At 68.0% G+C, this 22,032-nt stretch carries 13 protein-coding genes and 1 pseudogene; 5 read left to right on the forward strand and 9 right to left on the reverse strand.

Going from position 1 to position 22,032, the window contains the following annotated elements:
- Nucleotides 1-89: 89 nt before the first annotated feature.
- The 5 genes from AAEX57_RS07085 to AAEX57_RS07105 form a co-directional block, all read right to left on the reverse strand.
- Nucleotides 90-2,006, reverse strand: a complete 1,917-nt coding sequence (locus tag AAEX57_RS07085; RefSeq protein WP_342091643.1) for a BCCT family transporter — start codon at nucleotides 2,004-2,006, stop codon at nucleotides 90-92.
- A gap of 327 nt (nucleotides 2,007-2,333) precedes the next feature.
- Nucleotides 2,334-2,990 carry a LutC/YkgG family protein gene (locus AAEX57_RS07090; RefSeq protein WP_342091644.1) on the reverse strand — a complete coding sequence of 219 codons (657 nt, stop codon included), beginning with the start codon at nucleotides 2,988-2,990 and terminating at the stop codon, nucleotides 2,334-2,336.
- Nucleotides 2,987-4,606 (reverse strand): LutB/LldF family L-lactate oxidation iron-sulfur protein, encoded by a 1,620-nt coding sequence (locus AAEX57_RS07095; RefSeq protein ID WP_342091662.1) that lies wholly within the window; start codon nucleotides 4,604-4,606, stop codon nucleotides 2,987-2,989. The genes AAEX57_RS07090 and AAEX57_RS07095 overlap by 4 nt, the downstream gene beginning before the upstream one ends.
- A gap of 8 nt (nucleotides 4,607-4,614) precedes the next feature.
- Nucleotides 4,615-5,409, reverse strand: coding sequence for a (Fe-S)-binding protein (locus tag AAEX57_RS07100; protein ID WP_342091645.1), 795 nt, complete (start codon nucleotides 5,407-5,409; stop codon nucleotides 4,615-4,617).
- A gap of 74 nt (nucleotides 5,410-5,483) precedes the next feature.
- The gene (locus AAEX57_RS07105) at nucleotides 5,484-7,136 is read right to left on the reverse strand and encodes an L-lactate permease (protein ID WP_342091646.1); all 1,653 of its coding nucleotides are present in this window, start codon (nucleotides 7,134-7,136) and stop codon (nucleotides 5,484-5,486) included.
- A gap of 174 nt (nucleotides 7,137-7,310) precedes the next feature.
- Between AAEX57_RS07105 and AAEX57_RS07110 the strand changes: the two genes are divergently transcribed.
- A complete protein-coding gene (locus tag AAEX57_RS07110) occupies nucleotides 7,311-8,069 on the forward strand; it encodes a FadR/GntR family transcriptional regulator (protein ID WP_342091647.1) in 759 nt (252 codons plus the stop codon).
- Nucleotides 8,070-8,096: 27 nt separating this feature from the next.
- Complete coding sequence (locus tag AAEX57_RS07115) at nucleotides 8,097-8,885, forward strand: dioxygenase family protein (protein WP_342091648.1); 789 nt, start codon at nucleotides 8,097-8,099, stop codon at nucleotides 8,883-8,885.
- A 116-nt stretch (nucleotides 8,886-9,001) separates the two neighbouring features.
- Here the strand turns inward: AAEX57_RS07115 and AAEX57_RS07120 are convergent, their stop codons facing one another.
- Nucleotides 9,002-11,116, reverse strand: coding sequence for a catalase (locus AAEX57_RS07120; RefSeq protein WP_342091649.1), 2,115 nt, complete (start codon nucleotides 11,114-11,116; stop codon nucleotides 9,002-9,004).
- A 367-nt stretch (nucleotides 11,117-11,483) separates the two neighbouring features.
- Between AAEX57_RS07120 and AAEX57_RS07125 the strand changes: the two genes are divergently transcribed.
- Nucleotides 11,484-13,034 carry a DEAD/DEAH box helicase gene (locus AAEX57_RS07125; protein WP_342091650.1) on the forward strand — a complete coding sequence of 517 codons (1,551 nt, stop codon included), beginning with the start codon at nucleotides 11,484-11,486 and terminating at the stop codon, nucleotides 13,032-13,034.
- A 78-nt stretch (nucleotides 13,035-13,112) separates the two neighbouring features.
- Here AAEX57_RS07125 and AAEX57_RS07130 read toward each other — a convergent pair whose 3' ends face one another.
- The 3 genes and pseudogenes from AAEX57_RS07130 to glpA all read right to left on the reverse strand — a co-directional run.
- Nucleotides 13,113-14,351 (reverse strand): anaerobic glycerol-3-phosphate dehydrogenase subunit C, encoded by a 1,239-nt coding sequence (locus tag AAEX57_RS07130; RefSeq protein ID WP_342091663.1) that lies wholly within the window; start codon nucleotides 14,349-14,351, stop codon nucleotides 13,113-13,115.
- A 71-nt stretch (nucleotides 14,352-14,422) separates the two neighbouring features.
- Nucleotides 14,423-15,685 carry a glycerol-3-phosphate dehydrogenase subunit GlpB gene (gene glpB / locus AAEX57_RS07135; protein ID WP_342091651.1) on the reverse strand — a complete coding sequence of 421 codons (1,263 nt, stop codon included), beginning with the start codon at nucleotides 15,683-15,685 and terminating at the stop codon, nucleotides 14,423-14,425.
- 167 nt (nucleotides 15,686-15,852) lie between these two features.
- A pseudogene (gene glpA / locus AAEX57_RS07140) lies at nucleotides 15,853-17,403 on the reverse strand (anaerobic glycerol-3-phosphate dehydrogenase subunit GlpA); the annotation flags it as partial.
- Nucleotides 17,404-17,792: 389 nt separating this feature from the next.
- Between glpA and AAEX57_RS07145 the strand changes: the two are divergent.
- A complete protein-coding gene (locus tag AAEX57_RS07145) occupies nucleotides 17,793-21,191 on the forward strand; it encodes a hypothetical protein (protein ID WP_342091652.1) in 3,399 nt (1,132 codons plus the stop codon).
- A 20-nt stretch (nucleotides 21,192-21,211) separates the two neighbouring features.
- Nucleotides 21,212-22,009: a helix-turn-helix domain-containing protein gene (locus tag AAEX57_RS07150; protein WP_342091653.1), complete on the forward strand. Its 798-nt coding sequence runs from the start codon at nucleotides 21,212-21,214 to the stop codon at nucleotides 22,007-22,009.
- Nucleotides 22,010-22,032: the final 23 nt, after the last annotated feature.

The following is a 22,032-nucleotide window of genomic DNA, read 5'->3' on the forward strand; positions in this document are numbered from 1 at the left end:
CCCCCCCCCCCCCCCCCCCCCCCCCCCCCCCCCCCCCCCCCCCCCCCCCCCCCTCCCCCCCCCCCCCTCGCCGGTGGAACTGCTCGGGATCAGGCCTTGGCCGGATCCGGGGTCTCGTCGGTGATCGCGGGAATGGTGGAGGTGTCCACCAGGGAACCCACGCCCTCGTCGGGGGCGGTCTTCTCGACGGCGAGGTGGAAGTCGTCGCCATGGGCGGTGACGCCCTCGACGATCGCGCGTTCCACCGCGGCCTTGGCGTACCGGCCACGCACGATCATCGGATCGCGCGACAGGTCCTTCACCAGGGCCAGCGCCATGCCAACCATGATCACCATGAAGGGCAGGCCGGCCACGATGATGATCTGCTGCAGGCCGCCCAGGGCGTCCTCACCGCCGGTGACCAGCATGATCGCGGCCACCGCGCCGGTGGCGACGCCCCAGAAGATCACATTCCAGCGCGACGGCTCGATGGTGCCGTTCTCGCTCAGGGTGCCCATCACGATCGAGGCCGCGTCGGCACCGGAGACGAAGAAGATGCCGACCAGCACCATCACCAGCACCGAGGTGATGGTGGCCAGAGGCATGGTGTCCAGCAGGGCGAACAGGGTCGCCTCCTCGGAGCCCGCCTTGCTGAGCGCGGCACCCGCGCTCTCCGCGTTGATCGCCGCGCCACCGAAGATGGCGAACCAGATCAGGCTGACGGCGCTGGGAACCAGCAACACGCCGGAGACGAACTGGCGGATGGTGCGTCCCCTGGAGATCCGGGCGATGAACATGCCGACAAAGGGGGTCCAGCTGACCCACCACGCCCAGTAGAAGATGGTCCAGCCGGCCAGCCAACTGGAGGTCTTGTCCCCGCCGCTGACGCCGGTGCGGGCGCTCATCATCATCAGGTCCTGCAGGTAGGTACCCAGCGTGGACGGGATCAGGTTGAGGATGAAGACGGTGGGGCCGACGACGAAGACGAACAGGGCCAGCACCAGGGCCAGCACCATGTTGATGTTCGACAGGTACTGGATGCCCTTGCCGACGCCGGAGACGGCCGACAGGATGAAGCAGATGGTCAGCACGGTGATCAGCACGACCAGGAACTTGTTGCTGGCCTCGTCCAGCCAGCCGACGATCTTGGCACCCTCGGCGATCTGCAGCGCGCCCAGGCCCAGAGAGGTGGCGGAGCCGAAGAGCGTCGCGAAGATGGCGAAGATGTCGATGATCTTGCCGGCGGGGCCGTAGGTCTGGCGCTTGCCCAGCAGGGGCTCGAAGACGGCGCTGATGGTCAGCGGGCGCCCCATCCGGAAGACGCCGTAGGCGATGGCGACACCGACGATGGCGTAGATGGCCCACGGGTGCAGGCCCCAGTGGAACAGCGTGGTGGCCATGGCCTGCTTCACGTCGGCGTCACCGGTGCCGGGCGGCGGGGTGACGAAGTGCGTGAGCGGCTCGGCGGCGCCGTAGAACATCAGGCCGATGCCCATGCCGGCGCTGAACATCATGGCGATCCACGAAGTGGTGGAGAACTCGGGCTCCTCACCGTCGCGGCCCAACGGGATGCGGCCGTAGGGGCTGATGGCCAACCACAGGACGAAGAAGACGAAGCCAGTGGCGGCGGTGGCGAAGAGCCAGCCGGTGTTGCCGACCACCCACTCCAGGCCGTGGCCCGACGCGGTGTTCAACTGACCGGGGGCGATCGCACCCCAGATCACGAAGGCGATGGACAGGACGGCGGTGATCCCGAAGACCACCTTGTCCAGGCTGCCGGGACGCTCGTGCTTCAGGGCCTCGGCGGGCGGCTCGAGGGCCGGGTGCGAGGCTTCCAGAACGCGCCCCTGGCCGGTCAACCGGGCGATGCCGCCGCTGGAATCAAGCAGGTCTCGGGGACGCCCGGCGGTCAGCGGACTGCCGGTGCGGGTCTTGTTGCTGACGGGTCGCGCGGCATTGCCGGTGTGGCGACGCTCGCGTTTACGACCCGGCGGATTGGTGCTTTCAGGTCGATCTTGCTCGGCCATCTGATGTGCCTCCTGGGATTGACAACCCTATGAAGCTACACAGGCACCGGGCCAATGGCTAATTCATCACGGTAGCGCCCTCAGGGGCTCACGACACCCATCAGGTGCTTGTGGGACGCCAGATGTGGCCCTTTTCGAGCGAGAAGATTCATCGCTCAACCTGTCAGAATTCGGGACATTCGCCCAAGTCAGTGGGGGGATCACCACACCGACGAGTCGGGGCCCGGGAGCCGTGTACGGTGCTCCCGGGCCCAGAGGCAGGCGGCCCGCCGCCCCCCGGCAGGATCGCCCAGAATTTGTCAAGTGTTCAGATGTGCGCCGATCGCCTCAGCCGGCCACGATCACGTACAGCGTGCGCGGTCCGTGCACTCCCTCGACGCGGCTCAGCTCGATGTCCGAGGTCGCGCTCGGGCCGCTGATCCAGGTGATCGGGCGGCGTTCCTTCACGGAGCCTTGCAGACGCCCGACGGCCTCGGGGATGTCGGAGACCACCTGGTCCGTGCGCACCACGCAGATGTGGGCGTCGGGCACCAGGCTCAGGGCGCGTCGTCCCTGGTCGTCGGCGTGGTCCAGCATGATGGTGCCGCTCTCGGCCGCACCCACCCGGGCCCCGGTGACCACGGCGCCGGCCGCATTGAGCTGGTCATGGGTCAGGCTCGGCTCGTCCCGCACGACGGCAATGCCGGCTGCCTCGACGGCGGCCCGCCAGCCCTCGGGGATGCCGGACGGCAGGATCGCGTCCTTCACCCCGATCGCCTTCAACCCGTCGACCACGGCCTGCGCGATCTCGGCATCGGAGCCGCCGACGCGCACGACGGTGGCCTTGTAGTCGGCCACCCGCTCGCAGAAGCGGCCGATCACGTCGTCCATCGCGGTGGGCTGCTCATAGGTCCAGACCACCGGGGTGTCGGTGGCCGCGTCGCCGGCCGGCACATCGGCCAGCGCGGTGCGCACCCGACGCAGGATCTCGTCCTTGGCGTTCACTTCTTTTCTCCCTTCGGGGCCTCGACGGGCGCCGTCGCCTGTACTTCCTTCTCATGCGCGTCCCACCAGGCGCGGAAGCTCTGGGTGGGCACCATCGGCACGTCGCGCGCACCCAACCAGCGGTTGAGCGGGCCGGGGATCGGGCCGAAGTGGTCGAAGAAGCGGCCCAACACCTTGCCACCAAGATTCGTCTCGGCACCCAGGGCAGCGCCCCAGAGCTTGCCGTTGCCGAACATGACGCTCGTCGCCTTCATCGCGGTCGGCTCGAAGTGCACGCTGTAGCGCTTGTGGTCGGCCTTCTTCGCCTCGACGGCCTTGTTGCGCTCGTGGACGAGCAACTGCATCAGCGGGATCTTCACCGGGCAGACGTCATTGCACGCGCCACACAGCGACGAGGCAAAGGGCAGCGACCGGTCCACGGGGTTCTTCATGCTGCGCAGCTGCGGGGTGAGCACCGCGCCGATCGGTCCGGGGTAGACCGAGCCATAGGCGTGGCCGCCGACCTTCTCGTAGACGGGGCAGACATTGATGCAGGCCGAGCAGCGGATGCAGCGCAGCGCCTCGCGGCCCACCGGGTCGGTGAGCACGTCGGTGCGGCCATTGTCGATCAGCACGACGTGCATCTCCTGCGGGCCGTCGCCCTCACGGGGACCCGTCCACAGGCTGGTGTAGGGGTTCATCCGCTCGGCGGTGGAGCTGCGGGGCAGCAGCTGCAGGAAGACCTCCAGGTCCGCGAAGGTGGGCACGATCTTCTCGATGCCGACGACGCTGATCAGGGTGTCGGCCAGGGTGAGGCACATCCGGCCATTGCCCTCAGATTCCACCACGCACAGCGTGCCGGTCTCGGCGACGGCGAAGTTGGCGCCACTGATGGCCACCTTGGCGCGCATGAACTTCTCGCGCAGGTGGGCACGGCTGGCGGCGGCCAGGTTCTTCGGTTCGGTGTCGAGGTCCTCGGGTGCGGCCTTGCCGTAGTTGCCCATCTCGTCGAGGAAGATCTCGCGTACCTCGGAGCGATTGCGGTGGATCGCGGGCACCAGGATGTGCGACGGCCGGTCATGGCCCATCTGGACGATCAGCTCGGCCAGGTCGGTCTCCCAGGCGGCGACACCATTGGCCTCGAGGGCCTCGTTCATGTCGATCTCCTGGGTGGCCATGCTCTTGACCTTGACCACCTCCTGGTACGGCTCACCAGCGAGCTTGCCCTTGACCAGGCCGACGATGATCTCGTTGGCCTCCTTGGCATCACGGGCCCAGTGGACGGTGGTTCCGGCGGCGGTGAGCGAGGCCTCGAGCTGCTCCAGGTAGCTGTCCAGGTGGCGGATGGTGCGGTTCTTGATCGCCTCACCGGCCTGGCGCAGCTCCTCCCAGTTGTCCAGCTCGGCGGTGACGCGGGCACGCTTGGTGCGGATCGTCGTCATCGCGTGGTGCAGGTTCTTTCGCTGCGTCTCGTTGCCCAGTTCGCGACGGGCGGCGGCCGGGAAGAGCGGCGAGTCGGCCAGGTCACCCTCGGGCGGTGCCGGGGTGAGGCGAGCGACGCCATTGTTGTTCTTGGTGACCAGCTTCAGGCCGGGACGGTCACCCTGCTCGACCAGCGCTCCACCAGTTGCGTTCATCTTCTCGCTCACTTTGCGCTCCCCGTCTCGGTGCTGGCCAGGATCTCGGCCAGGTGGATCGGCTTGATGCCGGCCTTGTTCCGATTGAGGACGCCGGAGATGTTCAGCAGGCAGGCGTTGTCGCCGGCGACGAGGTATTCGGCCCCGGTCTCGGTGACATGACGGGCTTTGTCGGTGGCCATCGCGACGCTGACGTCGGGATTCTTCAGGCTGAAGGTGCCACCGAAGCCGCAGCAGCGGTCGGCGTCGGGCAGGTCGAGGATGTCGATGCCGCGCACCGCCTGCAGCAGCTGCATCGGCCGGTCGCCGACCTTGGCGACCCGCACCGAGTGGCAGGTGGGGTGGTAGGTGACCTTGTGCGGGAAGAAGGCACCGACGTCGGTGACCCCGAGCACGTCGACGAGCAGTTCGGTGAAGTCGTAGGTGCGGCTGGCAGCGTCCTCGGCGGCCTTCGCCAGGCCCTCGTCCTTGGCGTGGCGGGCCAGCATCGGGTGTTGTTCGCGCACCGCTCCGGTGCAGGAGCCCGAGGGAGCGACGATGTAGTCGTAGCCCTCGAAGGCCTTCACGTAGTTCTTGACGATGGGCAGGCCCTCGTCGAAGTAGCCCGAGTTGGTGCTCATCTGGCCGCAGCAGGTCTGGGCCTTGGGGAACTCCACGGTGCAGCCGAGCCGTTCGAGCACGGCGACGACCGCCTTCGGGGTCTGCGGGAACATCGCGTCGTTGATGCAGGTGGCAAACAGGGCGACGCGCTTGCCCTTGCCCACCGCGGCAAGGGATCTCACGTCGGTGAGGGTCTGGGTCACGGTGACCTCCTCGGGTCGTTGGTTCGGGACGGCTGGGTTCGGGACGGCTGGGTTGGGAACGGATGTGCGGGTGCTCATGGCAGCATCCAGGACAGGATCGGAGTGGACTGCAGGCCGACCATCAAGCAGATCAGTGCCAGCAGGCCCAGGGAGTAGCCGATGGTCTTGCGCAGGATCAGCGATTCCTTGCCCACCAGCCCGACGGCGGTGGCGACGATGGCGATGTTCTGCGGGCTGACCAGCTTGCCGGCGACGCCGCCCGTGGTGTTGGCGGTGGCCAGCAGCGCGGGGTTGAGGCCGGTCTCATGCCCGACGGTGGCCTGCAGGCCGCAGAACAGGGCATTGGCGGAGGTGTCGGAGCCGGTGACGGCCACGCCGATCCAGCCGAGCACCGGGGAGAGGAAGGCGAAGGCGGAACCCGCGCCGGCGATCCAGGTGCCGATCGTGGTGGTCTGGCCGGACAGGTTCATCACATAGGCGAGGGCGACGACCGAACCGATGGTCAGCACGGTGTAGCGCAGCTTGTAGGCCGTGTCGGTGAATTCCTTCAGCGCGGCGGAGAAGGAGACCTTGTAGATGATCGCGGTCAGGATACCGACCAGCAGCAGCAGGGTGCCGGCGCCGGAGAGCCACTGGAAGGTGTAGATCGTCGACGAGTGCACCTTGCCCGCGCCGGTGAGCACGTGGCCGTGCAGCCCGGGCCAGTGCACCACGACGTCGGTGCTGGTCAGGGCGCGCTTGAGCGGGCCCAGCAGGTTGGCGATGGAGAAGACGGCCACCACCAGGATGTAGGGCAGCAGCGCCATCGCGATCCGGTTGCCGGAGATGTGGCTGTCGACGTTGCGGTCCAGCACGATGTTGCCGCCCTCGGCCGCGCTCTCGTCGGCCAGCCGCTGCTGCGCCTCGGCGGTGCCCTTGGGCTTCCAGAAGCGCATCAGCACGACGCCGGCGGCCATCCCGACCAGCGAGGCGATCACGTCGGTGAGTTCGACGGAGATGTAGTTGGAGGTGATCCACTTGGCGACGGCGAAGGCGCCGCCGATGGCCAGGGCGGCGGGCCAGACCTGCTTGAGGCCGCGGATCCCGTCGACGATCCACAACAGCACGAAGGGCACCACCAGGGCGAGGACGGCGGTCTGCCGGCCGGCGATGGCGCCGATCTGCTCATAGGGGATGCCGGAGACCTTGCCGGCGGTGATGATCGGGATGGCGACGGCCCCGAAGGCGACGGGTGCGGTGTTCGCCACCATCACGGCGATGGCGGCCTTGATCTTGGGGAAACCGACGGCCAGCAGCATCACGCCGGTGATGGCCACCGGGGCGCCGAAGCCGGCCAACGCCTCCAGCAGGCCGCCGAAGCAGAAGGCCACCAACAGGGCGGTGACCCGGGGGTCATCGCTGATCAGGTTGAAGGTGGCCCGCAGATCCTCGAAGCGGCCGCTGACAACGGTGATCTGGTAGAACCAGATGGCCATCAGCACGATCCAGACGATCGGGAAGAGACCGAAGACGAAGCCCTCGGTGGCGCTCAGCGCCGCCAGCCCGATCGGCATCTTGAAGCCGAGTGCGGCGGTGGCCAGTGCGGTGGCGACGGCGGCCAGGCCGGCCACGTGCGCCTTCCACTTCAAGATGCCGAGGCCGACGAAGATCACCAGCAGCGGCAGGAGGGCGACGAGCACCGACCAGAGGGGGCCGAGCGGGTAGAGCTCGGGACGAAACGGGTTCATGGGGACTCCATTGTCCAACTCGGGGAGATTGGTATTACCTCATTTGGTCTAACCATAGATCGGGAAAATGAGCCAAGGGAAGAGTCAATTAGCGCAGGATTTTCGATCGTTAATCCCGCCCGGGCAAGGGGAACAGCTCCGGCGATTCCCCCGGCAAGGTGACACACTGGCCTCATGTCCGACCACATCGAGCAGGCAACGGCCACCGCACCCACCCAGCGAGCCTTCGAGACGGTTCTCCAGCACATCGAGACCCAGATCCTGGAGGGCAACCTGCGCGTCGGCGACCGCCTACCGGCCGAGCGGGAACTCGCCGTTCAGCTCTCGGTCAGCCGCCCCGCGATACGCGAGGCCATTCGCACCCTGGAGGCCCAAGGGGTGCTGGCCAGCCGGGTCGGGAGCGGAGCCCATTCCGGCACTCACGTGATCAACGAGCGCTCCCAGGCCCTCGCCCGTCTGCTCAAGCTCCAGGTGGCCCTCGCCCAGTTCCCGCTGGACGAAGTGGTGGTGGCCCGGATCGCGCTGGAGCGCAGCAGTGTCCAATTGGCGGCCAGCCAGCCCAAGGCCCCGGAGCTGAGCCGGATCGCCGATCTGCTGGACGAGATGGATCGCACCACGGACCCGGCACAGTTCAACGCCCAGGACACCCACTTCCACGTCTGGCTGGCCCAGATCGGCCACAACAACCTGGTGGCCGATCTCACCGAGGCCGTGCGGGAGAGCCTGCGCTCCCCCATCCTGCGCGCCGAACAGCAGATGGACGACTGGCCGGGCTTCCGGGCGCGCCTGGCCACGGAACACCGCGGCATCTTCGACGCGATCCTGGCCGGCGACGGCGCCCTGGCCGCCGAACGCGCGGAGGCGCACATCCGGGGCTCGTACACGATCCTGCCGATGAAGGACCTGCAGTCCGATCGCAAGACCTCGGAATAATTGAACTTTCAATTTCCTTGAGGGGGTATGAACGAACGTCAGCCCATCCTCTTCCTCAGCCACGGCGCCCCGCCGCTGGCCGACGACGCCGCCTGGACCGGCCAGCTGCACGACTGGTCGTCGCGGCTGGAAAAGCCCAAGAACATCCTGATCGTCTCTGCCCACTGGGAGAACGCCCCGGTCACGGTGAGTTCCTTCGAGCGCAAGAATCCCCTGGTCTACGACTTCTGGGGCTTCCCGGAGCACTACTACCAGGTGACCTACGACGCGCCGCTGGCCCCGGAACTGGCGATGGATGCGGCCAAGCTGATCGCCACGCCCGACGTGCCGATCCAGCACGACCCAAGCCGGGGGCTGGACCACGGCGCCTACGTGCCGTTGGTGGAGCTCTTCCCCGACGCCGACGTGCCGGTGCTGCAGATGAGCCTGCCGACGCTGGACCCACGCCAGCTCTTCCAGATGGGCCGAAAACTCGGGGAGCTTCGGGACCATGGGACGATGATCATCGGCTCGGGCTTCACCACGCACAACCTGGCGTGGTTCAACCCGTCGGCCCCCGCCGATGCGACGCCGCCCACCGAGAGCGCCGAGTTCGACCACTGGGCTGCCGATACCGTCGCCAGCGGGGACGTCGACGCAATCCTGGACTTCGAGAACCGGGCGCCCGGCGCGAAGATCGCCCATCCGCGGACCGAGCACTGGGCCCCGCTCTACGTGGCACTCGGCGCCGCCGCCGCCGGGGACCTTGCCGACAACCGGACCGCGATCGACGGCTTCTGGTACGGCCTGAGCAAGCGCTCGTGGCAGTTCAACTGAGGCGGCAGTTCACCTGACCCCAGACACACAGACGCTCGGGTTCCCGCGATCCGCTCGTGTTGCAACACACGCGGAACGCAAGAAACCCGAGCGTCCTTGGGAGCCCCCGGTCCTCGTTACTTCGCCGGGGCCGTGAGGTCGCGCTCCCAGAAGCGGAGCGTTCCGAAGGCCTTCACCGCCGCCTTCGCGTCGGCCAGGTCCACCCAACCCTTGTCCGGCACCGCGCCAGCGGCCACCGCGAGCGGCTTGGCCTCCGGGGTCCACCCGACGAACTTGCAGTTCACGTGCGCCTCGGTGACGAAGTCGCGGGCCTCGGGAATGTCGGCCAACTCCTTGGCAGCGGCCTCGGTGACCAGCAGAGCGACGGCGTCATAGAGCGCCGCCTTGGTGCCCTTGATGAACTGCAGACCGGGCTGCTTGGACCCGTCCGACAGGGTGACGCCACCCACCGTGGGGGTGATCATCTCCACCATGCCGCCGGCACCGGTCACAGCGTCAACCAGGGCCTTCAGCGCCTTGGCGTCGGTCTTGTCACCCACGACCAGGCCGAGCTTTCGGCCCTTGAAGTCCTTCGGTCCGTTCTTCAGGATGCTCAGCGCATCCGACGGGGCCAGGTCCTTGCGCGGCGTCACCGCCGGCTTGGAGGCCTCGGGCAGCTCCATGCCGAGCCCGGTGGCCACGCGAGCCGCCAGGTCCTCGTCGACATTGCGCAGGTTGCCCAGCATCCGCTCCCGGATCTGCGGGACCTCGCACTTGCTCAGCTCGAAGGTGAAGGCCGCGACGATGTGCTGCTGCTCCACCTCGGTCTGCGAGATCCAGAACTGGTGGGCCTGCGAGTAGTGGTCGGCGAAACTCTCCGGGCGCGCCTGGTGCTTCGCGCCGGTCACCTCGGCGGCCTGGAAGCGCAGCCCGAGCTCCTCGCTCTCCCGCGGACCGCGCTCGTCGCCCGTCCACGAATTCGGCTCGTAGTTGGCGCGGCCGGTGTGCACCTGGGTCTGCATGTGACCATCACGATGAAAATTCATCACCGGGCAGCGCGGGGCGTTGACCGGCAGCTGGGTGAAATTGGTAGAACCCAGCCGCTTGAGCTGCGTGTCCAGGTAGCTGAAGTTGCGGCCCTGCAGCAGCGGGTCGTCGCTGAAGTCGATGCCCCGCACGATGTTCTGCGTCATGAAGGCCACCTGTTCGGTCTCGTCGAAGTGGTTCGCGACGGTCCGGTTCAGGGTCATCTTGCCGATGGGGCGGACGGGCACCAGTTCCTCGGGGATCAGCTTGGTGGAGTCCAGCACGTCGAAGTCGAAGGAGTCGGCGAAGTCGTCGTCGAAGACCTGCACGCCCAGCTCCCACTCCGGGAAGTCCCCGGCCTGGATCGCATCCCACAGGTCACGCCGGTGGAAGTCCGGATCCGCCCCGTTGATGGTGAGCGCCTCCGGCCAGGTCACCGACTGCAGGCCCTGCAGCGGCTTCCAGTGGAACTTCACGAAACGCGCCTCGCCCTGGGCGTTGACGAACTTGTAGGAGTGCACGCCGAAGCCCTCCATGAAGCGGTAGGAGCGCGGGATGGCGCGGTCGCTCATGGCCCACATCACCTGGTGGGTGCTCTCCGGCAGCAGGGAGACGAAGTCCCAGAAGTGGTCGTGCGCGCTCTGCGCCTGCGGGAAGCCACGGTCGGGCTGCTCCTTGACCGCGTGGATCAGGTCCGGGAACTTGATGGCGTCCTGGACGAAGAAGACGGGCATGTTGTTGCCCACCAGGTCCCAGTTGCCTTCCTTGGTGTAGAACTTCGTGGCGAAACCGCGCACGTCGCGAGCCAGGTCGAAGGAGCCCTTGTTGCCGGCGACGGTGGAGAAGCGGACGAAGACCTCGGTCTTCTCTCCCTTGCGGGCGAAGATGTCCGCCATGGTGATGTCATCAAGGCTCTCGTAGGTCTCGAAGACACCGTGGGCGCCGGTGCCGCGAGCATGCACCACGCGCTCCGGGATGCGCTCGTGGTCGAAGTGGAAGAGCTTGTCCCGGAAGACGTGGTCCTGCAGCAGGGCAGGGCCCCGCGCGCCGGCGGTGGCGAGGTTCTGGTTGGTGGCCACCGGTCCACCCTGCTGGGTGGTCAGCACGTCGTCGCGGCCCTGGGCCTGCTGGTGACGCTCACCGCCCGGCGCGATGGGATCGTTGGGCCGCACCTCATTGGTCGGCGCGGGCTGGGCGGGGTACTTGGGCTCCCTGGTCTGTGCCACTGTCTTCTCCTCGTCTGGCCGACGCCGGGGCGCCGGGGGGTGGGAGACCACTGTGGCAAGGATCACAGTGGCCAACCACACCCCGACGGGGGCATTTCCTCGGCGTTCGTCGAGGGCTGAAGAACTCCACCCTTGCGGTTCTGCCCGCGATCGGTTGGGCGGACCGGCCGGTTGCCGGCATGAGCTAGGATTGACCAGTTGGTCCGCCCAGTCTTGCCGCGGGCCCTCGGTGATCGGAGTGCTTCATCCCCTTGCGGGTTTGGCTCCGCTGGCCGCGCCGCACCATCGTTCGTGATGGGTCAAGCTGAGCGCGACGCGCAAGACACCGATTGATTGGTATCTCCACTTGTCTGAACGCAATACCACTGTGTCCATCAACACCGTGCCCACCGCTGGCTTCACCGAGCTCGGCGTGCCGCAGAACCTGACCGACGCCCTGGCGGCGCGGGGAATCACCAGCCCCACCCCGATCCAGCTGGCCACCCTGCCCGACTCGCTGGCCGGGCGCGACGTGCTGGGCCGGGGCCGTACCGGTTCCGGCAAGACCTTCGCCTTCCTGCTGCCCACCGTCGCCCGGTTGACCTCCTCGCCGAAGCGCCGGGTGGCCAAGAAGCCGCGCGCGCTGATCCTGGCGCCCACCCGCGAGCTGGCCAGCCAGATCGAGGAGTCCCTGCTCCCGCTGGAGAAGAGCTCCGATCTGGTCAGCCTGACCATCTTCGGCGGCGTCGGCCAGAACCCGCAGGTCCGCACCCTCGCGAAGGGTGTCGACGTGTTGATCGCCTGCCCCGGGCGCCTGTTGGACCTGATGGGCCAGGGCCTGGTGGAGCTGTCGGCCGTCGAGATCTGCATCCTGGACGAGGCCGACCACATGGCCGACATGGGCTTCCTGCCGATGGTCAAGCGGATCCTGGACAAGGTGCCTGCCGACGCGCAGAAGATGCTGTTCAGCGCCACCCTGGACAATGGGATCGACGTGCTGGTCAAGCGCTACCTGCACCAGCCCGTCACCCACGAGGCCGATTCCGCCGTCTCCCCGGTGTCCGCAATGGACCACCATGTGCTGGAGGTGGGCAAGGACGACAAGACCGGCATCCTGGCCGATCTGGCCGCCGCGCCCGGAAAGACCATCCTGTTCACCCGCACCAAGCACGGCGCGAAGAAGCTGGCCAAGCAGCTGTTGGCGCGCGGTATTCCCGCCGTCGACCTGCACGGCAACCTCGCGCAGAATGCCCGCACCCGCAACATGGATGCCTTCCACTCCGGCCGGGTCTCCACGCTGGTGGCCACCGACATCGCGGCCCGCGGCATCCACGTCGACGACGTGGAACTGGTGGTGCACGCCGATCCGCCCACCGAGCACAAGGCCTACCTGCACCGCTCCGGGCGCACCGCCCGCGCCGGCAAGGCGGGCACCGTGGTCACCATGGTCACTCCCGATCAGCGGCATGAGGTGCGCGGCCTGATGCGCGCCGCCAAGATCACGCCGACCATCTCGCACGCCGACCGCGCGACGCTGGAGGGCCTTGCCCCCGGCGAGCGCACCTTCCTGAGCGCCGAGGATGCCGAGAAGGCCGCCTACCCGAACAAGGTGGAGCAGCCCCAGGGCACTGCCAATGGCGGTGGCCGGGGTCGCGGTGGCAACGGTGGTGGCCGGGGCCGCAGCGGTCAGGGTTCGCGTGGCGAGGCCGGTCCGGCTCGCTCCGGTGGCCGTGGCCGCTCCGATTCGGCCCGCCCGCAGGCCTCACGCACCGATGCCGGCCGCTCCCAAGGCAGTCGTTCCGATGGCACTCGCTCGGAAGGTTCGGCGCGTCCCGCCCGCTCGGGTGGCCGCCCGGGCGCCGGTGCCCAGAGCGCCGGCAGCAACCAGGGCGCGGCCGGTCTCTCGGCCGTGCAGGGTCGCCGTCGCGGCCGCCGCTGAGTCTCTCAACACAGACACCGGCCCGGCACCCCATTCTCGGGGTGCCGGGCCGGTGGCTGCTCTGGCCGGGTTGCCCCGTCAGCGGTCGTTGACCTTGGCCTCGAAGAGGTCGTCGGACAGGCCGTAGGCGTAGTGCAGGATCTCGACCGGGTGAACGGTGTTCACACCGGACCCCTTGCGGATCTGCCAGCGGCAGGTCTCGGTGTCGCAGGCGCCGACGCCGTGGTCATGCTTCTTCATGTGCTCGAAGACCGGCTTGCCGACGGCCTGCGCCACCTCGTACTTCTCCTTCTTCAGGCCGTAGGTACCGGCGATGCCGCAGCACGGCTGCCCGGACTCCTGCACGGTGACGCCGGGGATCAACTCCAGCAGGTGCATCGCGGGCATGCCCATCCCCTGGCTCTTCACCTGACAGGGCTGGTGGTAGGGGATCTCGATGTTCATCTCCCGCATGTCCAGCGGCAGTTCACCGGCGTCGGCCAGCTCCAGCAGGAATTCGCTGATGTCCCGGGCGCGGGTGCCGACATCCTTCAGCTCCTCCGCGTCGACGCCCATGATCTCGTGCGCCTCGTGCTTCAGCATGCCGACGCAGGAACCCGACGAGCTGATGATCGTGAGGTCCTTGCCGGCGCTGGTCAGCTGCTTGCACAGCTTGAGCACGTGCTTGGTGGCCTGCTCGAACAGGCCATTGGACTGTTCGGCCAGGCCGCAGCAACCCTGCTTGGGCACCAGCACCTCGTAGCCCAGGAATTCCAGCAGCTCGATCGACTTCTTGCTGGTCTGGACCTCGAAGTAGCCGCCGGCGCAACCGGTGAAGAAGACCACCGGGCCACGGGGGGCGGGGGTGGTGCGCGCCGGGCGCTTCTTCAGCCACATCCGCAGGGTCTCGAAGTGCGCCTCGGGCATCGGGGCGTCGCGGTGCACCCCGATCACCTTCTCGATCACGGTGCGCACCGGCTTCATCCCCAGCGCGGCATTCGCGACCGGGGCCAGCGGGCTCATCACCATGCCCTCGAGCATGGTCTGGGTCATCAGCCGGTCGCGGACCGGCATGTGGTCGGACTTCATCACGGCGCGGGCCTGCGAGTTCAGCTCCGCGATCTGCACGCCCTGCGGGCAGCTCAGCGTGCAGATGCCGCAGCTGGAGCAGTAGTCCAGCGAATGATCCACCGATTCGCCATTGCGGAAGCGCTCGGCCTGCGGACCGACGAACTTGGGCCCGCTGAACAGCGGGGTCACCCGGGCCACCGGGCAGGCGGTCTCACAGATGGTGCACTTCACACAGTGGTCCAGCGTGGCGCGGGTCAGTTCGTCCATCGCATGGTCGAGCGCCGCCTTCGCGGCCTCCCGCTGCTGGATCGGGGCAACCTGTTCGGTCTGGTCGGTCATCAGTTCGTCTCCTTCGCGGACAGGATCGCGTTGCAGGCTCGCACCGCGCTGCCAAGGGCGATGCCTTCGCCCGACTTCTCGGTCCACCGCTGGGCACCCGCCAGGATGCCGCCGCAGGCGTACAGGTTGGGGTACACGACGGCGTCATCGGGCCCGACGACGCGCATCTGGCGGTCGACGGCCAACCCGGCCTTGAACAATGGCTGGTCGCCGCCCCAGTAGTCGCCGTGCACCATGTCGTCGATCTTCCCGCCGCGCACCGGCAGCCCGAAGATCGTCTCGTGCAGTTCGTTGTGACTGTCCAGGGTCAGCGCGCCGGACTCGAAACCACCGGCGGCCAGCACGAAGTGTTGCGCGGTGTACTCCTGCTCGTGCCCGGTGCCGTGGATGGTGACCCCCTTGATCACGCCGTCCTCGACGCGGGCGCGGATCACCTTGGTGCCATTGACCACCCGCACCCGGGAATCCTTGACTGCCTGCAGCAGGGCCTCGTTCTGGCGCCAGCCCGGAACCGACGGCGGGGGCAGCGGGATCTCGAAGACCGGGGCCCCCAGCTCGTCCTGGATCTCGCGCCAGGCGGTGACATCGGTGGCGCCCAGCACGGCGGGCAGACCGACGGTCTCCCCCTCGCGAACCAGCGGCCTGAGGGCGGCGACGAAACGCTGCCGGGTCGCCGGATCGTCCAGCGCCCGGGCGATGTTCAACCCATTGGAGTCCGCCTCGCCGGCCCGGGCCGGGAAGCTGAGGTACTCGGCCCGGGTCTCAACCCGGCCACCGCCGGGCAGGTCGGTGCGGGCCAGATTCTCGGCCACCAGCTGCGAGTAGAAGTCCTTCAGCTCGCGGATGCCGACGATGACGAACTTCTTGCCGGCAACGCATGCGCCGTTGGCCATCGACGGCGGCACCAGCGCGGTGGGGCGCATCGCGCCAACCGCCGTCGGGTACAGCTCATTGCGGTGCAGATCACCGTTGAGCTGCTCGGTGCCCAGCACCTCGCCCAGCCAGCGGATGCCCTGTTCGATGTCCTGGCGCTCCAGCGTCGCGTAGGGGTGTTCGGGGTGCTCGGCGACGAAGGCCTCCAGCGCCTCGATGGGCCGCTCGACCCGGTGTGGCGCATAGCCCAGGATGTCGATGGTGCCCTGGCCCAGCTGCAGGCCGCCGATCCCCTTGTTCAGCAGGGTGACGGTCTTGCCCGCCTGGCGCAGCCGCAGCGCGGCGGTCAGCCCGGCCAGACCGGCTCCAATCACGATGACGTCGCTCATCACATGCCTCGCTTCGGCTCGACGGGGGTGGTGGCTGCGGCGCCGTCATGCGCCGAGCCCTCGATTGTGCCGGCATCATCGGTCTGTTCTTCGGCCCCGCGCTGGGTGCTCGGGACGGCGAACTGGTCGGGCCCCTCACCCGGGATCAACGGTCCGGAACCGGCGGGTGGCAGGTGCTCGATGTCCAGCGTGCCCTTGAAGATCCAGTTGTCCAGGGCGGTCTGGCGCACCTGGTCGCCGTAGAGGATCGGCCACAGCCCCACCCAGCGGTTCTTGAGGAACAGGCGTAGCTGCTCGGTGGCGCGGTCGACGTCGGCATGCCCGGTCTCCAGCGCGATGCCGGCGGCTCGAGTGGAACAGAAACCGCCCTGGCAAGGGCCCATGCCCAGCCGGAGCTGGCGACGCAGGTCGTCGAAGGTGGCGGCGGGCTGCTCGTCCATCAGCTCGGTCAGCTGGCGACGGCTCATCAGCTCACACTCGCAGATGATCTGGTCCTCCAGCCGGTCCTGCTCGCGTTCGTGCAGCCGGTGCGTGACCTGGTAGTTCTTGCCGGACTCGCTACCGGGCACCGCCTCGGTCTCGGTGGTGCAGGGCCGGTCGTCGCCGAGCTGTTCACACATCACGTCCACGATGTTCTTGGCCATCAGCCGGTAGGTGGTCAGCTTGCCGCCGCTGATGGTCAGCAGGCCCTTCACTCCATCGCGGGCCTCGTGGTCGATGATGCTCATGCCGCGGCTCATGTGCCGGGTGTCGGTCAGCGCAACCCGGGAGTCCTTCACCAGCGGACGGGCGCCGGACCAGGCGTGCACGGCGCGCGCATTTCGGAAGCCGGGCACCAGCGCCTCGCCGGCGTCCAGCATCTGCTGCACCTCCAGCCGTGGGATGGCCAGCTTGTCCGGGTCGTCCACCTTCACGTCGGTGGTGCCGATGATGCACACGGTGTGCACCGGCACGAGGATGTCGCCGTCGGCGGGGTGGATGCAGCGGTTGACCACCTGGTTCACCAGCCGGTGGTTCATCGCGATCATGATGCCGCGGCCGGGGACGACGTCCACGCCGGGGCATTCGGCCATGCCGGCGATCTGCCCGGCCCACGGGCCGCCGGCATTGATCACGAAGCGGGTGTCGATGGTGACCTGCTCATTGGTCTTCATGTCGGTGCAGATCACGCCGGTCACCTGGTCGCCGTCGCGGGTGATCCTGGTGACGGAGTGATAGGGAAGCACTTTCGCACCGTGGTCCATGGCGCTCCTGGCGGCCCCCCAGACCATCTGCCAGCCGTCGACGGTGCCGTCCTGCACGGCGAAGGCGCGCTTGATGCCGGGATTGAGCCGCGGTTCCCGCCGCAGTGCCTCGGCGACGCTGATCTCCTCGCACGGCACCTGGGTGGCATCGGCCGCGGCCTGGAACTTGTCGGCGTGCTCCTCGGTGTCCTGTGGGGTGACGACGAACAGGCCGCCGGTGGCCTCCACCGCGTCGGCGTGGATCCGGGTGATGATCGCATTCTCCTGCGCACACTCGGTGGCCGAGTGCGGATCGCTCACCACATAGCGGCCGCCGGAGTGCAGCAGGCCGTGGTAGCGACCGGTGGTGCCCTGCCCCAGGTCAGCCCGGTCCACCAGGATCGCGGTGTAACCGCGCATGGCCACGTCGCGCACGACCCCCGCGCCGGTGGCACCGCCACCGACCACGACCACATCGGCCTGCATTGTCCTCATGGAGTTGCTCCCGTCGTACGCCGGTGGACGCCGCTCCTGTGCGGAATCCCTCCGTCGCGATCAGCCTACGGATCGCCTCCGACAGTTTTCGACTCCTGGACGTAGATCCCCCCGACGTGCAACCAGACGACGACGCCACTGCACAATCGTTCACGCGACTCGGACATTTGTGCAAGAGCTCTCCTCAAGTGCCGCAGCCCCGCAGACCGACCCGCTTTCCGAAAACCGCCCTCCAGATTCGCTCACAGCGAGCCGCCCCACGCTCCGCACCCCGGACGTGGGCGAATCCGTGGGGCGATTCTCGGAATTGGACGCCTGATCCACCTGCTCGAAGCGCTCCGGTGGACCCCGGGGGTTCCCTTTCCAGCGATCCCGGCTTGAATGGAGTCATGGCTTCCACTGCTCTGTCCGCAACTCCCGACGCCGCGATCAACCTGCGCCTCGCCCTGCTGGGCCTGCCCTTGGCCGCCCAGCCCGGCTCCGACGCCGAAGACCAGCTGGTGGCGCCGATCATCGCCCGCCAGCGCGAACTCTCCCGTCGTCTGGGGGAGCGCCTGTCCGCCCCGGACCTGCGGATCCAGAACTTCCTTGATGACTACCTCAGCAATACCGGCACCAAGCCGGAGCTGCCGCACCGCACCCTGGTGCTGGATGCCCCGGGGCTGGCGCGGGCGCTGAGCCTGCCGCACGATGGTGACGAATTCCACTCCGACCTGCTCAGCTCCTACCGGCTGGCCAATGGCGTGCTGCACAACCCCGCCAATGACCGTCGCACCACCGCCGGTGTCTTCCACATCGCGGAGGGCGGGCTGCCCATCCAGGACGACAAGCTCGCCGTCCCGCTCGAGGTCTTCGGCCGCCTGCTGGAACTCGCCTTCCAGCCACCCGAAGAAGACATGGTGCTGCCCTACACCGCCAACCAGGAGGAGAAGGCGGCCTGCTTCGTCTCCCTGTTGATGCGCCCGCTGGTGCTGCCCGCCGTCCCCGGCTTCGCCCGGGAGCGCACGATGGAGGTCCGCTTCATCGTGCCCGGTGGTCTGGTGGCCAACCTGGACTTCGTTGAGGGCATCTTCGGCAATGCCGGCGATCCGCACCTGCCGGAGAACGACGCCAGTCTGGATCCGGAGGGCTGGACCGGCACCACCGGTGGGGTGATCCTGGCGCCGCACCTGACCAAGGTGACCAAGAAGTCGCTGGGCCTGCCGCACGTCAACGACGCCACCGATCGGCAGAAGCGCGACGGCATGTGCTGGGAGAACGACGACGAGTTGTACAACGGCGGCCAGGCCTTCAAGATCTGCGCCCGCGACGAGCGCGGCGTGATCGTCACCGTGATCGCGGACAACTACTTCGGCTACTGCAAGAAGGAGGTCAAGACCCAGATCTCCTACTCCGCCAACCTGTTCGGCCTGGCCGAGGAGGAGCACTCCGGCGGCGCCGTGGCCTTCCCCGCCTACAACCTGGGCCAGGAGTGGACCGACACCTACACCCCCGACGACTACACCGTCGCCGACGTGGTGGCCCGCAATCCGGAGCGCTTCGAGCAGCAGCCCGAGGGCCACGCCCTCGACAAGGAACAGGACACCCTGGTGGTGGTGCCCGGCAAGGCGTCGTACTCCATGCGGGAGCAGCTGATCAGCTGGACCAATCCCGACGGATCGCAGGGCAGCACCAAGCTGCTGGCTGGCAAGACCTATCTGGCGCCCAATGGCTACCGGGTACATGCCAAGCCGCGCGACGCGGACCCGACCCAGTGGCACCTGATCGGCACCTCGCCGCATTCGTCGCAGCTGCACAAGCCGGCGACGGTCTCCGGCGGCGGCAAGAGTGAGATCAGCAAGAGCCTGCTGGACGCCTTCGTCTTCGGCAGCGCCTACACCGCCGACTTCGACAAGGACATGGATCTGGTGCAGGAGCTGTTGGAGCACGACTACTCCAACCGCTTCCGCGACCCGGCCGCGCACGACGAACGGCCCCTGCTGGCCGACAGCCGGTCGCTGGGTTCGGTGATCAAGCTGCTCACGCCTCGGGCCGAGTTCACCGACGAGTACAACCAGTGGCTGGGCACGATCCCCGCCCACGTCAGCGAGCTGGTCTTCACCGTGAAGCGCTACTACAAGCCGGAATGGGGCACCGACTGGCGCAGCCACTTCACCGTCGGCATCACCAATGGCCGCAAGGGCAATTCACTGCGGCTGGACGGTGAGAAGATCATGGTCAACATGCTGCGGGTCGGCTTCGAGGCCGACGGCAGCTGGCGGCTGTTCAGCCTGCGGCCGGACTTCTCCCCCGCGGCCAAGGTGCAGACGGAGGACGACATCACGGCCTCGGTCGTCGCCCCGCCCGAGGGCCAGACCAGCGATCCGGTCAGCGCCAAGTACGTGAAGAACTGCGAACAGTTGCTCTTCCAGCGCCCCGACGACGCCATCCACCGCGGCTATGACAAGCAGACGGAGAAGGACATGGCCGGGGATGACTCGTTCATCTCCAACTTCCATCCGCTGACCCGCGCCGAGGCCCGGGAGATGGTGGCCGATGCTCCCGGACTGAGCCTGTTCACCGAGCCGATGCGGGAGCGGATCACCCGTTTCGCGGAGGGCGCCGACGAGGAGCGCCCGTTCTTCCTGGCCGTCTCCTCCGAGCCGCGGATCGTCGGCGAGGGCAAGCGCTCCAAGAACCCGCGCTACCTGCAGAAGCGGCCCGACCTGACCAATCCGGAGGCCACGGCCGCCGCCGATCTGGCCGCCCACCTGCTGCGCAGGGCCCCCGCCCAGGATCCCATCCGCATGCCGGTGGACGTGGTGGCCGCCGGACGGCGCAACAATGCCGCGGAGGCCGGGGTGCCGCCGCTGTGCGCCTACAACCCACTGCACTACATGGAACTGCCGGAGCTGTTCATGGAGTTCATCAGCTCCATGACCGGCAAGTCGCCGTCGACGACGGGGGCCGGCTCCGAGGGTGCCATGACCAAGGCGCCGTTCAACGCGCTGCCGTCGATCATCGACCTGAATGCCGCGCTGCTCAGCTACGCGCTGACCGAGACCGACGGCTGGCTGAGCTCGGCCGGCGTGATCGGCCCCAAGGTGCGGGTGGATCACGACATCTCGCTGCTGGTGCCGGAGATCTTCAGCCGGATGTGGCCCGACGAGCGCAAGGCAGCCACCCTGATCCAGGGCGGCTACCTGGAGAAGATCGGCGACTTCGAGCACAACGGTCGCACCGTGCAGGCCAGTCGGCTGGGTTACCGGATGAACGAGCTCTTCGCCACCACCTACTTTGGCCGGATCTTCCTGCACCCCGACGTCGTCTTCACCCCCGAGATGCTGCGTCCCGAACTGCAGGATGCCGACGTCTTCGCCGAGAGTGTCGACGTGATCGTCACCACCCACCAGCGGGTGGCCGAGACCTACTTCACCGACGGCACGATCGACCTGGCGATCCCGCCGTTGCGGGCCCTGCTGGAGATCATGGCGCACGGCCAGTCCGCCAAGGGCTGGACGCTGGACAGCCCCGACTTCCGGGCGCTCTTCGGCCGGCAGGCGATCCTGGAATCCGGATGGTATGCGCAGCGTCTGGCCGCCAAACAGGCCGCGGACATCGCGCTGCTGAAGCACGGCGTCGCGGATCTGGCACCCTTCGTCAAGAACGAAGGCAATGCCCGCCCCGTGGAGCGGCTCGGCCTGACCGACCGGCTGGCCAGCCTGCAGCGGCAAGTGACCCTGGTGCAGTCCCCCAAGTATCTGGAGGCACTCAACGGCACACTTGGACGTCAGGTGAACTTCGGCTGACGAACTGGCACCATTCAGAGGTGGAGACTTTCGGGGAGGCGCTCAAGCGGCGCCGCAAGGAGTCCGGAATGCGCCAGGTGGACGTGGTCGACGCGCTCGACCATGTGATCGCGCGTTCCACGCTGGCCAATGTCGAGGCCGGGCGGGAGCGTCCCTCGGCCCGGTTCTGGGCAAGCCTCCAGGAGTGCTTGCCGGACTGGGCCGAGGCGCTCGCGCCCTGCCACCCCGACCGGGCCCTCGCCCACCCCATGGCCCCGGATAAGTCCAGCTTCGACGTGGTGGAATCCACCTGCAGCTACACCTTTCGGGAGCACTCGTCGCCGGAGGAGATCCTGCTGACCCGCCGGGTGCGGGCCATCGTCGACGGCGTCGACGGTTATGACCTGCAGATCACCAGCGACCGTTCCGCCTTCGGGCTGGAGAGCGAACCGGTCTTCGGCGGTTGGATCGAGCGCAGCGAGCGACGGCTCGGCGCCGAGAACAGCGTCTACCTGACCCGCTTCCACTTCGACCGCACGCTGCGGGCCGGTGATGAGCACGAATTCGCGCTGCGCTCCTGGGTCAGCGGCGCCGATCCGGGCTGCTCCGCGCAGATCACCTTCACCTCCCCCACCCGGCACGCCCGGCTGACGCTGAACTTCTGGGGCAGCCGGCGGCCCACCGCCGTGTGGCGCTTCGGCCCGCTGCCCGACCCGCCGTTGATCCCCCCCGACGGCAACGGCTGCGAGCGGATCGAGCCGATCGCACCCGGCACCTATTCCTGGCGATTGAGCTCCCCGGAGCTGATGCGCACCTATGGGATGGGCTGGGCCTGGTGAGCACGACGTCGAGGGCCTGAACC

The sequence above is a fragment of the Luteococcus sp. H91 genome (assembly GCF_038433135.1).
Taxonomy (GTDB): domain Bacteria; phylum Actinomycetota; class Actinomycetes; order Propionibacteriales; family Propionibacteriaceae; genus Luteococcus.

Excerpts from the sequence above, each read along its gene's own strand:
- AAEX57_RS07085 (WP_342091643.1), bottom strand. The coding sequence starts at position 2,006 with ATGGCCGAGCAAGATCGACCTGAAAGCACCAATCCGCCGGGTCGTAAA.
- AAEX57_RS07095 (WP_342091662.1), bottom strand. The coding sequence starts at position 4,606 with ATGAACGCAACTGGTGGAGCGCTGGTCGAGCAGGGTGACCGTCCCGGC.
- AAEX57_RS07105 (WP_342091646.1), bottom strand. The coding sequence starts at position 7,136 with ATGAACCCGTTTCGTCCCGAGCTCTACCCGCTCGGCCCCCTCTGGTCG.
- AAEX57_RS07110 (WP_342091647.1), top strand. The coding sequence starts at position 7,311 with ATGTCCGACCACATCGAGCAGGCAACGGCCACCGCACCCACCCAGCGA.
- AAEX57_RS07115 (WP_342091648.1), top strand. The coding sequence starts at position 8,097 with ATGAACGAACGTCAGCCCATCCTCTTCCTCAGCCACGGCGCCCCGCCG.
- AAEX57_RS07130 (WP_342091663.1), bottom strand. The coding sequence starts at position 14,351 with ATGGACGAACTGACCCGCGCCACGCTGGACCACTGTGTGAAGTGCACC.
- glpB (WP_342091651.1), bottom strand. The coding sequence starts at position 15,685 with ATGAGCGACGTCATCGTGATTGGAGCCGGTCTGGCCGGGCTGACCGCC.
- AAEX57_RS07145 (WP_342091652.1), top strand. The coding sequence starts at position 17,793 with ATGGCTTCCACTGCTCTGTCCGCAACTCCCGACGCCGCGATCAACCTG.